At 38.2% G+C, this 12,128-nt stretch carries 11 protein-coding genes; 8 read left to right on the top strand and 3 right to left on the bottom strand.

What is annotated here, in order from left to right; all coding sequences use genetic code 11:
* Positions 1 to 129 precede the first annotated feature (129 nt).
* Positions 130 to 1,263, top strand: a complete 1,134-nt coding sequence (locus CLHUN_RS14340; protein ID WP_080065318.1) for a GGDEF domain-containing protein — start codon at positions 130 to 132, stop codon at positions 1,261 to 1,263.
* On the opposite strand, the gene CLHUN_RS14345 is transcribed toward CLHUN_RS14340, so the two are convergent.
* Together CLHUN_RS14345 and CLHUN_RS21830 are read right to left on the bottom strand one after the other, a co-directional pair.
* Entirely contained in the window at positions 1,192 to 1,821 is a 630-nt protein-coding gene (locus CLHUN_RS14345; protein ID WP_207559170.1) for a DUF6512 family protein, read from the bottom strand. The genes CLHUN_RS14340 and CLHUN_RS14345 overlap by 72 nt on opposite strands.
* A 55-nt stretch (positions 1,822 to 1,876) precedes the next feature.
* Positions 1,877 to 2,053 carry a DMT family protein gene (locus CLHUN_RS21830; RefSeq protein WP_117387065.1) on the bottom strand — a complete coding sequence of 59 codons (177 nt, stop codon included), beginning with the start codon at positions 2,051 to 2,053 and terminating at the stop codon, positions 1,877 to 1,879.
* A 111-nt stretch (positions 2,054 to 2,164) separates the two neighbouring features.
* Here CLHUN_RS21830 and CLHUN_RS14350 point away from each other — a divergent pair, with 111 nt between their 5' ends.
* From CLHUN_RS14350 to CLHUN_RS14365, 4 genes are all read left to right on the top strand, one after another.
* Positions 2,165 to 3,148: a hypothetical protein gene (locus tag CLHUN_RS14350; protein ID WP_080065319.1), complete on the top strand. Its 984-nt coding sequence runs from the start codon at positions 2,165 to 2,167 to the stop codon at positions 3,146 to 3,148.
* Positions 3,145 to 3,957 (top strand): protein-glutamine gamma-glutamyltransferase, encoded by an 813-nt coding sequence (locus CLHUN_RS14355; protein ID WP_080065320.1) that lies wholly within the window; start codon positions 3,145 to 3,147, stop codon positions 3,955 to 3,957. Before CLHUN_RS14350 ends, CLHUN_RS14355 begins: the two co-directional genes overlap by 4 nt.
* A 99-nt stretch (positions 3,958 to 4,056) precedes the next feature.
* Positions 4,057 to 4,239, top strand: coding sequence for a DUF6472 family protein (locus tag CLHUN_RS14360; RefSeq protein WP_080065321.1), 183 nt, complete (start codon positions 4,057 to 4,059; stop codon positions 4,237 to 4,239).
* A 182-nt stretch (positions 4,240 to 4,421) separates the two neighbouring features.
* On the top strand, positions 4,422 to 5,516 hold the full coding sequence (locus CLHUN_RS14365) for an S-layer homology domain-containing protein (protein ID WP_080065322.1): 1,095 nt from the start codon (positions 4,422 to 4,424) through the stop codon (positions 5,514 to 5,516).
* Between the two features lie 96 nt (positions 5,517 to 5,612).
* Here the strand turns inward: CLHUN_RS14365 and CLHUN_RS14370 are convergent, their stop codons facing one another.
* Complete coding sequence (locus tag CLHUN_RS14370) at positions 5,613 to 8,006, bottom strand: DUF5050 domain-containing protein (RefSeq protein WP_080065323.1); 2,394 nt, start codon at positions 8,004 to 8,006, stop codon at positions 5,613 to 5,615.
* Positions 8,007 to 8,268: 262 nt separating this feature from the next.
* Between CLHUN_RS14370 and CLHUN_RS14375 the strand changes: the two genes are divergently transcribed.
* The 3 genes from CLHUN_RS14375 to CLHUN_RS14385 form a co-directional block, all read left to right on the top strand.
* Complete coding sequence (locus tag CLHUN_RS14375) at positions 8,269 to 9,777, top strand: hypothetical protein (protein WP_080065324.1); 1,509 nt, start codon at positions 8,269 to 8,271, stop codon at positions 9,775 to 9,777.
* Entirely contained in the window at positions 9,768 to 10,442 is a 675-nt protein-coding gene (locus tag CLHUN_RS14380) for a hypothetical protein (RefSeq protein ID WP_080065325.1), read from the top strand. The genes CLHUN_RS14375 and CLHUN_RS14380 overlap by 10 nt, the downstream gene beginning before the upstream one ends.
* Positions 10,417 to 12,128: ATP-binding protein (locus tag CLHUN_RS14385; protein WP_133051116.1), on the top strand; the 1,712-nt coding region annotated here is incomplete at its 3' end. The genes CLHUN_RS14380 and CLHUN_RS14385, both read left to right, overlap by 26 nt.

Consider the following 12,128-nt stretch of genomic DNA (forward strand, 5'->3'; position numbering starts at 1 on the left):
TATGGATTAAAATGTAAAATCAAGAAAAGAAAGTTATAGGTGACAGCTTTCGACAGAAAAATTGAAAAGAAAAAGGTATTATAGAATAAAATGATATAAATTGTTTTAAGAAAAGTGTAGGGTGATAATATGCTGACTTTCAATTATATCGAGATTAACATGATAGCCATGGCAATACTGCTGATTATATATTTTAATATAAGAAATAAAAAGGAAAGCTATCTTTATGATCAAAAGCTTTTTATTCTTATATTATTTTTCAATGGGTTGATTTTAGTATTTGATACTGCCACCTGGACTCTGAATATGAGAAGCGGAGAAATCCCCAGGCTATTAAACAATATTTCCAATACCGTATATTATATTCTCAACCCCGTACCCTGTATGCTTTGGTCGGTATACGCAGACTTTCAGATATTCAAGGATCAGAACCGCATTAAAAAAATCAGCAGGGCTTTAAGCCTCCCGGTTATCATAAACGGTATTTTGGCTTTATTAAGTCCTAAACACGGGTTCTTGTTTTTCATTGACAGCAACAACATTTATCACAGAGGCAGCCTGTTTATATTCCTGTGCCTTATATGCTATTTTTATTTCGCATATACAATGCTTAAACTGGTAAGAAAGAAAAACAGAATGGACAAAAGGCAGTATGTGGCTCTGGTCTCATTTGCATTTCCGCCGTTTATCAGTGCGGTTTTCCAGATACTGTTCTTCGGAATTTCGGTTATATGGATTTGCATGGCCTTTTCTCTGCTGATTGTTTTTATCAATATCCAGAATAATCAATTGTACACCGATTACCTGACGGGTTTGTATAACCGGAGGCAGCTTGACAACTACCTGTATCAGAAAATCAAGAACAGGATGCATGCCAAGTACCTGGCCGGTGTAATGATAGATGTAAACTCCTTCAAGCAGATTAATGACATATACGGGCATACTTCCGGCGACAATGCCTTGGTTTGTGTCTCGGACATCCTTAAAAGGAGTTTCAGGAAAAATGATTTCATTGCCAGATACGGAGGCGACGAATTTGTAATAGTCGTTGAAATAAGGGAGCAGTCGGAGCTGATTGGCATGATAAACCGCCTGAAGGAAAATGTTGAAGCTTTTAACGACAAAAAGCTTATTCCATATGAAATAAGTCTCAGCATAGGTTACGACATATACGACACAAGGTCGGGAGTATCAATCCAAAAATTTTACAAGCATATTGACCAGTTGATGTATGAGGATAAAAGGGGCAGGGCTGTAAGCTGAGAAAGCGGTACTTTTTGGCTGTATCCCATATTTGCCGGAGGCTTCATCCAGAAACAGGGGCAGATGGGGAGGGTTAAAGGTCCAAACAATGTATACCACCATCAGCAGTAAAGCTGCTGCTGCCGACAGGGATACCCTGATGCCCTTGGAATACTCATACACGTGGAAGCCCAGCAGTTGTCCCACAGCGTCCGACAGCAGCAGAAGCAGAATATCCACCACCAGGCATTCAACTCCGAAGGCCCGGGTATAAAAATAAAAGACAAGGAAGGTTGTAAGAATGGCAGCTACAACACTGACCAGCATGCCTGAAAACCATTTTCGGGGGTCAAGGCCATGCTTTTTGCCTTTGGTAATGTAGAATATGAACCACCAGCCCAGTATGGGGAGCAAAAGCATTTTGGAATGTTCCCAAACGCTTTCGTTTACTGCCGCCATTGCTCCGACTGCGGGACTTTCGCCCGACAGCTCATATAAAAAATGAAAACAGGTCCCTATGACGAAAAGTACAGGTATGGAGATATAAAGCCATTTTTTTAAGGATAAATTTCTTATCATAAAAATCACACCTTTCATAGCATTTTGTCTTGCCCATAAATTCCCAAACTATATCTTAACAATATAATATAGTACTGAAGGTGTGACTTTTATTCATTTGTTTGCGCTGCACCTGCTGCTGGAATTTCTTAAAAGCAAAGAAAATTGCCCCAAGTATGCACAAAAAGGATAACAGATAGTTTAATTTGAAGCTTTCCTTTAAATACAGCACTGAAAAAACGGCGAAAACCACAAGTTAATGGAATAACAATTTATAATAAGGATTTTCATTCTGATTTGTAAACATGCGGGCTTTTTTTCATATAATAATTACATACGATATTATGAAAGAGGAAAGTATTGTATGAATATTGCGTTATTTGATGAGATAAGGATTTATTATGGAAGTGACAGGCTGCTGACGATTTTTCAGGACCTGGCAGGCAACAATGAGAATGAAGCTCTGAAGTCTGTCAATCAGAAGAACCTGCAGTTTCCCTCCCTGTTCATACTCTGTCCGGAAATCAAAAGGCTGCGGCTCTCAGATGGCCTGAATGTACGGAATACATATGCATATAATTTCATAAGCCGGATATTGGAGGGAGAAGAACTGGATTCCCAGGTTCTTTTGCAGGAATATGAAGGGGAAAATCCGGAGAATCCGGAAATTCTACGATGGATGCTTGAGTCGGGCTATGCTGAAGACGGACTCAGTGAAGAATATGACCAGGTATTGGATACCGCTGCCATATGCCTCTTGAAAGTATACGGCAACAACCGCAGCCTGAAAATAATTGAGGATATGATATTCAGCCGCTATAGAAAGGGCTCGTTTATTTATGACCTGACCTGGGCATATTTTGAAACAATAAATCCTCAAAATTTGAATGGGCTGGCTGCCAGATTGCGTTCCTCAGAACCCAAGGATGTGGAATTAGCCAGGAAGCTGCTGAATTTTATACCGACTGTCAGCGAGAGGGAGGATAATACAAGAAAACAATATCAGAACACCTTGAAATGGATAAGCCAAAATCAGAACTTTCTGTATTACACGGGAGTTACCAACAATCAGACCTTTGAACCTGCAAGGTTTGCAGTATCACTTGAGGCCAAGTACCTGCAAAAGCCTGCTGAAAGCTTTTTACAGCGGCAGTCCAGGCCCGCTGGAGCTGTGGGATCTGAAAACCTGGAGCGGTTCAATGAACTGGAGGACGACTACAAGCTTCTCCTTTCAAATTATTCAAACGCTCTTTACCGCTATAACAGATATAAATGGAACAAATGGATTCAGAGTCCGGTTGAAAGGCAGATTGAAATTGCTGAAAGGGTTATGGGGGATGTTCAATGATTAAGATTAACGGTAAAGTGCTGGATGCGGATTTTATCAGCCAGTACGGATCAAACAGCGTAGAGGGAAAGGTACTGGATATACTCATGAGCAGCAATGAGGTCTACAATTACAGTTCTCTCAATGACCTTAAGTTTGAACTGAGTGTCAGAAGAAGTATTGTCAATGCTTCCAAAAGCCTGAATAAAAGCCATATGGACTTCAGCGTCTTCAGAAAATCCCGTTGTAATCCGGAATTTTGGTACAGGACAGGTGAGGGAGGCTTTGAACTTAAAAGCGGGGTTAAGCCGTCGGATGCCATAAAAGACATCTACATAAACAGTTCGAAGTATGCCACCGAGTGCGCAACAGCAATGGTTATCGTATATTATAAAGCTCTTGTGGATGTTTTGCCGGAGCAACTGTTCAACAGACTGTTCCCAAGGATATATCTTATGAATTGGCAGCATCTGTCCTATAATCTGGGAATAGTGGATTACATCAGGGTATCCGATTACCTTCCGGGAGACTGCAGATATTTTAAAAATCCGGATGTGGATCCTGTAAAACCCGAATGGCAGGGAGAAAATGTCTTTCTGCTGGATAACGGGCTGTATTACGGACATGGCATCGGAATATCCTCAGGTGAACGGATAATTGAGATACTTAACAAGAAAAGGATAAAAGGCTCTACCGTGTCGGCATATTTGCTGCCGTCTGCAAAAAGGCTTGACTTTAAATATCTGAGCAATAAATATTATGAGTTCCCTACCAGGCAAAAGGTGGAATTCAACTCGCTGGAAAGTAATCGGGAAAGTAATCTGAGCTGATTTTAAATGCTGAACCGCTTTTGCTTTACCCGTAAAAATGCTAATATATAAAGTAAGAAACTTTAAGACAAAATATCAATTCTGAGCGGAGGCTTTGATATGAAAGGCGCAAAGAACTGCGAATGCTGCATTAACTATATATATGATGAGGATTTTGCCTCGTATCAGTGCGGGGCAAATCTGGATGAAGATGAGATGGGGCGGTTTTTAAGGTATTCCTTTAACAATTGCCCTTATTTCCGGTTCAATGACGAGTATAAGACAGTCAGAAAGCAAATCTGATTAAAATTTTCCTCAGGCTCTATCCATTATAAGGCTATTATAGGCCTTCCATACAAATATTCATTAATATTCATGGTTTTAAAAATGGCAGTTTACCAAAGACTAGGGAATATGAAGCATTTGTCATGGAAGCCGGAGCGTGGCAAAGCTGAAAATCTACACCGGCTGGAAATGGAGAGAGCATGGGACTTAAAAAAATAAAAAAACTGCTTGCAATCTTATTATCAACTATTTTTTTCACATCAGCAATCACTTCGGTATCCGCTGCCACCTTTACAGATGTGCCGGAGAACCATCCCTATAAGGATGCTGTAGAATTCAGCCGGGCCAAGGGTTTTGTGGCTGGAACAGGTGTCAGTACCTTTTCGCCTGATGCAAAGGTTTCACGGGCGCAATTTGCGTTCATATGGTGCCGCTCCTTGAATATTATAGAGGACAACCATCCTTACAGCGATATTACAAAACTTAGAAATTACTATGACAGTTCCGTCGTAATTTTAAGAGGCCTGGGAATTCTCAGCGGCACAAGCACAACAAGATTTTCACCCTCAGGCTATCTTACGCGGGAGCAATTGGCCCTGATAACAATGAAGACATATAATCTGGGAGTTGCAGATGATGATGCCTACAAGGCCTATGCAGACTCTGCCGCCATCTCGGACTGGGCGCAGGATGGAGTATCGGCATGTATTAACGCAAAGGTTCTGGAAGGCCTGTATGACGGTGAGAGTTTTAAGCCAGGGGAGCATGTGACACGTGCCGAATTGTGCAAGCTTATATACAACATATCGGTTCCAGCCTATACCATAACCATTGCGCCCCTTGAAGGCGGTACGGTAGAAGCTTTGCCGTCAAAAGCCCGCCCGGGTACGGTCATCACTCTGACTGTAGCGCCGGAGGCCGGAAAGCAACTGAAGGCCGGCAGCTTAAAATACAATGGTACTGCTGTCACGGGAAACACCTTTATTATGCCTGCGGAAAATGTTACTATTACCGCTGAATTTGAAGACAAGCCGACAGTGCTGGAATCCATTTCCGTAACAACTCCGCCTGCAAAAACAACCTATACTGCCGGTGAGGCTCTTGACCTGGCAGGTATGGTGGTCACTGCAAACTACAGCAACAACACAAATAATGTTATTACGGAATATACCACCGTACCTGACGCGGGAAGCACACTTGACACCCAGGGAACCGTAACTGTAACGGTAAGCTTTACTGTAGGTGATGTGACAAAGACCACCACCTTTACGGTACAGGTAAACCCGGCAGGGTAGTGCAAAAACCGCTTGACCTCAACTGTAAAAACCGCCGGAAGCTGTCTGACGCCGGCGGTTTTACAACTTCATATTATTTAGGAAATGTCATAGCCGCTACATAACCGACTTGAAGGTGGCAGAAGCCTTACCGTTTTCTCCGTATGCAGTCCAGCTTATCTCCAACCTGATTGTTTCCCCGGTGAAAACGTCCTTTGAATAATTATATGCATTTGTGGCAATCCCATCTGTATTGGGATTTTTTAAAATGAATTCCTTCCTGGTTCCGTTTTCAAATATGAAGGCGACCTTGATTGACACCTTGGGATCGCGCATGTTATAGGTTGTGAAACGGATTTCCCTTTGGGCCTGATTGTGCTCAAGGCTTATGGATATATCAGGCTTGCGGGAATCTTCAACCGGCTTGGATATTTTGCAAAGGGTATTTCCGCTCTGTTCCAGGGTAATTGCATTTTTGCCCACGGGAGGAACACTGATAGGAGGCCCTATAACCTTGGGATCAAGTCCCAGAGTATCAGGATTCAGCCGATTTTTTCCAGTTCCGTTGGTTTTGATTCTGAACAGTTTTCCGTCCGACCTGTAGTAGACCCAGTCACCAACCAGGTTCAAATTGCCGGAGGGCTGATCGTTCAGCCTGGCTGTGCCGGTGCCGTCGGCACGTATTTTGCAGAGTTTCCCTCCATTGTCCCTGTCGGAATAATATATCCAGCCGTTGCCGGCGTTTATGGAGTCTGCTTTCGCACTGCTCAGCTTTTGGGGAGAAAGGTCCTGTGAGGGACTGCCGGAAGTGAGAATACCTGCCGTGTTAAGGGGCAGCCTGTAAATACCGGGGACGTTATCACCCCTTGTATAATAGATATAATCGTCCATTACGGCAAAGCCGCTGACCGCTTCAGTTGAAATTTTGGTATTGACGCCTGTAATGATATTCAAACGGTAAAGGGTGTCGCCGTTGCTCCTGTTGGTGTAGTATATATAATCTCCAATCATATTTTCCAGATAAGCCTGGGTATTCAGGGATATCCGGCTGCCTGCCGCCAAACCGTCCAGGGCATGGGAAAAGAAGCTGCTGTCCCTCCAGTCAAAATAGTATATAAGTCCGTCCCGGATATGCTGCTTTTGTATTTTGTAATCCTGCGTATAAATCCGGGTAAAGGAGGTCCCGTCGGTTTTAATTTTATAGCTGCCCTTGTCATTGAAGAAGTATACCCAGTCACCAACCACATCAATATAGTCGACTCTGCCGTTTACAAGCTTTTGACGGGTTTTGCCGTCATCGCTTATTCTCCACAGGCCATTAAAATTGTATTTTGCGTTATAGCCATAGTCAATGTAATAAGTCCATTGGCCCTGTTTTACCACATGCTTCACATTGGATGAATTATTGGGTGAATTTTTGTTTGCCTCATCCAGATCGTTTTCCTTTCTGGCTTTGAAATACCTGTTGAAAATGCTTACTTCCTCAGGGGTGAGGTAGCCCGGGCTTATTACATCGGGGGACAGGACTGCAATTCCCGAGGTGTAGAATAAATTTTGCCTGAATACCTCAGAAACTGCTTTTAACGGGATGTACATCCTTCCCTCATACAGTTCTGCAGGGACTTCAAGAGCTGTATTTTTCCCGTTAACAAGCATATATGCCTTGCCCGCAGTAATACTTATCTGCTTGTCGGCAAGGGTGACTGTGGCAGTACGGCTTTTAGCCTCCCACGTTATTTGTGCACCATAGTTTTCACTGAAAAATTTTACAGGAACCAGCATTCTGTTTTTTCTGGTTATGGGTTTTACTGCAAGATTGCCGCTGTCAAACCGGGCATCCTTGTCAAAAGCTCTTGCATAAGGTCCGCTTTGTTGTATCACGATAGCATTTGAAAACTTCAGCTTTGCCGGCAGGGAGAGCATGTATTCAAAAGGCTCCCCGGCATATTGCAGGTATGAAGGCGAGGCTGCGCGGTTGGCTCTGGATATATGAATCAGGCTGCTGGTGCTGTTGGAGTCTATAATCTCGTAATTATAAGAGAAGCCGTCTGTGGTAAAAAGCTTTCCAAGCATTCCCTTTTCAATGTAAAAGCTGCCGTCTTTAAACTGCATGTATTTATAGTCGTCTTTATATATGAAATCTGTGCCCGAAACGCCCGTTACCTTATTGCTGCTGATTTTAAGATGGATGTTGTCAATAATGATTTCATCACCGGTTTCCCTGTAGCTGGCCCCTGCGTATGCGGCCACAGCTTTCAGGGGAAGCATGTATCCCATATGGCTGTCAAATTTATATAGATAGGGCTTTACTCTGCCGCTGCCTCCATCCAGGAGAGTATAGCTGCCGTTAACTATTGCATAGGGGCGGTCAATTGCCAGCAGCAGGTCTTCCGACAGGCTGTTTCTGACCTCTGCAGGCAGGTCGAGCAAGGGGGCCGCTTCTGCCGGGGATGAAAAAATAATAAGAGATATGGAAATAAGAATGGCTGTATAAAGAAAAAATCTTTTCACGCTTTCCTCCTATAGTATACATAATATATGTAAGTAATTATAGCACAGCGCCGGGACTATTAATAAAGGAAATGATTGCTAGGGTGAGTATATAAAGGATTTGTTCTTGTACTTGTATCCTAAACTTCGAGACAGTTATAGTTTAACAGGTCATAAAATAAGTATATTTTATTAAGCGCAATACAAGAAATATCAAAATAAGTATTTTTATAAAATTATTGGATATATATGGTACAATATATGTGTAACTAGGAGGAAGTATATGTGTACACATACTGAATATGCTGAAATACTTCGTGGCGGAGAAGAAAGAAGAGACGCATCCGATAATATTAAAGGATTTTTATACCAGGACTTACTGGCGATTGAATTAATAATGAATAGTAATAATGAGGATAAAATTTATGTTGAGTGGGTAGAGGATATCTTAGTAGAAAACTCCAGTCAGTTATCTATTTATCAAGTTAAGCACTATCCTAAAAGTCAACTGGATTTTCAAGACATCTATGATAATATGTTTTATCAGTTTTTAAAATTCAGATTATATGGAACTGAGGATAAAAGGTTTATTACTTGCGGCTTTTATTACGCAGACAGTGTGAAAAAATATAACAAGACAAATACACAAAATAAAATAAAAGAAAATGATTTAAAAACAATTGACAAGCTAAAGATTAGGAAAGAACTTGAAAAATGTTCGGATATGAAAGAGAGGAAGAATCTGCTATTTGAAAAAGTTGCAGGAAAAAGCTTGCTTGACGAGTTTGAGTTCAGCACAGTAGAGAAAGAAAAAATTGAGAATTTAAGGGATACTCTAAAAAATAGTTTGTATAGCCTGTCTGAAACATCTATAAAAAATGATGATTCAATTCAAAGACTTAAAAATGATGACATCAAGGATTTATTAATGGCATTGGCGGTTCAGTATGTCCAAAACTCTTATTACAAAAATTCTGAAGAATATGCTCAGAGGATTATGACAAAAGAAGATTTTAATAATCATATAAATAGAATCTTTGAAGACGATGTGCAGAAAAATACAGAAATTATTATTTCTTTGGTTATGGGGTATATTGACAATGCGTTTGAAGAAGTTTTTCATGAGATAGAGGAACTTAAAAATGCAGCAGTTTATAAAGAAATCTATTTATCTACTAAAGACTATTTAAACAGTATTCTTAAATGTAAGAGAAGAAGATTCAGGTTTCTAAATTCACTTAGCACCGATGGGGATAAGGAGCTTAATTGGGACAGATATCAAGAAAATAATTTTAATGAAAGAGATAAATTTATAGAGCATAGAGGCGTAATAAAATCGGTTACAAAAAATGCTTGGAAAATACTATATGATATTGATTGCAGTAATTATGGATTTAATATAAAGGAAAGTGAAGAGAGTTTCTTTTTTAACTTTGAAAACTATGAAGAATCAAAAAAAGTAATAATTTTTTCTTCATTAGTTGGAGAACAAGACGGTGATATTAAAAAAATTGTACCTAGACTTGCAAAAATGAAGGAGAGGCCAGACAAATGGTATATGCGTGGAGAATTAAGGAGTTATTACAAGTATTCGCTTGATGTTAATAAGATTCGAGATATAGATTTAGGGATAGGACATAGCATTTTATATGAGGAGAATAATTTTTTTAAAATAGAATGCATGGATTGCGTCAAATATGGTTCTGAAAAAATGGAAATTAAAGATCAAGATTTAAAAAATTGTTTATTTAAGAGAGATTGTACTATAAAGGGAGACAGAGTATGTACATAAAAGATTTTTTTACTGATGAATATACATCTATATATGAGTCGGATGACATTGAAGAGCCTATTAAAGCTTTTTTAATAGAGATGAACAGTGAGGAAGATCTTATAGATTCTATAAGGGATGATGAAGACAGAATAAGATATGCCAAACCGTTGATGGATATTTATATACACGAAACTAAAAATGAAATGTTTTTGGTATTAGATTGTATAAAACTTAAATATAGAGAAATCAAAGATGTGTGTGCAGAATGGGAACAAAATGTATTGCACTTTGTAAACTTTGGCAAAGAATATCGTGAGAATATAAAGTATCTGCAATATGAAATTTATTTGCTGATTTTATGTATAGATGAAATAGGAGATTTAGATGATCATTTCAGGTCTGAGACTGAAAAGTCTTTAAGGATATGCAGAAAATTATTTCTGCTGTGCAATGAAAATGGCAAAATAGACGAAACCAATTGGAATATGATTCCGTTTTACTTTTCTTCCATTGAAAAAAAAGATAGTGAAGAAGCACAAAGGCTTGAGAATGAACTTAAAGATTTAATTCCGTCGGATGAAAAAATCCTTTCTATTTGTGAGAAAGAAAAATTGGCGGATGAGGACAAAAAAATAATGCAGGAGTGGTTGACTAAAGATGATAATAACAAGAGTGATAATTGAAAATTTTAGAATATACGAATATAAAGAATTTGAATTCGGTGAGAATCAGCTGATACTTATTACTGGTGCTAATGGATTTGGCAAAACTACATTAATTGATGCTATTGAATGGTGCCTTACAGGGGATATAGCAAGAATTAAGAAATGTTATGATGAGAGAAATTCAAAACAAGCAGAAAAAAACAGACCAGAAAATAAGAAAGGCATAATAAAAAATTCTAATTGTACACCAAATGATAAAATTAAAGTAACAATTACCTTAGTGGTTGATAATGTAAAGGTAACTGTTTATAGGGAGCAGAAAGAGGATAGTTTGTATGCTGATACAGAGATAAAATTTGAAGGGGAAATATCTGATATAATAAAAGATAAAATAAAAAATTATGCAGCACATGACAAGTTCTATAATTATCATATATGTGATACATACAAGTCTTATGAATTTTTAAACTCAAAAAGGCAAGAGGTGAAAGAAAAATTTGAGGATTTTATTAAGCCACACAACTTGGCTGATGGACTAAGTAAGAAGCTTGAACTAATGTATGAAGAGCTAAAAAAAGACATCGAAAGTAAATCTTTAATTGATACCGAGGAGCATAAGAAAGAGTTAGATTTGCTAAAAAATGAACTTAAACAATTAGATTACCCTCAAATAAGATTTTATGAAGAAGAGAACTTAAATATACAGAAAGAAAATATTGAGGAAATAAAGAAACAGCAAGAAAAAATAAAAAAATGTGGATATAATGTAGTTTCTTCTAAAATTGAACACGTTATTTCATACTATCAGGCAATAGAGAAAGCTGAAGAAGTTAACAAATTGATTGAATTTGCTGATACTATGGGAAACGATTTGAATATTACAATAACAAAATCATATTATGATTCAAAAAAGCTTGATGAAATAAAAAATAAGATAAAGATAGTATCTGATGAAAAGCAGAAAATTGAAAGTATTAAAAAAATAAATCAAATTGATACTACTGTTCAGTCCGAGGTATATGCAGGAATATCAGAATATGTTTCAGTACAAAAGGCTGAGTTTGAGAAGATGGAAAACGAAATAAAAAATAGGAAGAATGTAATAAATGATAAAGAGAAGGGAAATGAGATAATTGCAGCTTTATCAAATTTGGTTGTAGGCAGAGAGAGTTTCTTGAAATATAGAAATGAAGGCAATAGTCAATGCCCACTTTGCGGTTCAAAAGAAAAATTTGAAAATATAATTAAGTCTGATGAACTCGCAGGAGAAGCACAAGCTTATCTTGATAAAAGTAAATCTGATCTTGGGATAATGAAAAAAGAAATGCAAGACCTTGTTACGGACGTAAATAAAAAATTTGAAGCTTTGAAAAAACACATTGTTAATCATTTTGAAGAAAAATTAAAAATACTGGAAGAACAAAAAACGGTATTTAATAATTATTATAACAAAACCAAGGATTTCTTTGACAGACTGAAAAATTTGAATATAAGCATTGATTCCAAATGCATAGAAAATCTTGAAATTAAAAAGAATGAATTGGACAAAATGAGATTGGAAAAGGATGCAGTTAATTCTGAAATAGAGCTAATTAAAAATATTTTAACAGCAAATCAATTAAGTTATAGCTTAGAAAATATTTCTTTAGAACTACTGAAAAAAATACAATTAGATCTTGCTCTTCTTATAGATCAATCGATTCC

It is taken from the genome of Ruminiclostridium hungatei (genome assembly GCF_002051585.1).
Taxonomy (GTDB): Bacteria; Bacillota; Clostridia; order Acetivibrionales; family DSM-1351; genus Ruminiclostridium; species Ruminiclostridium hungatei.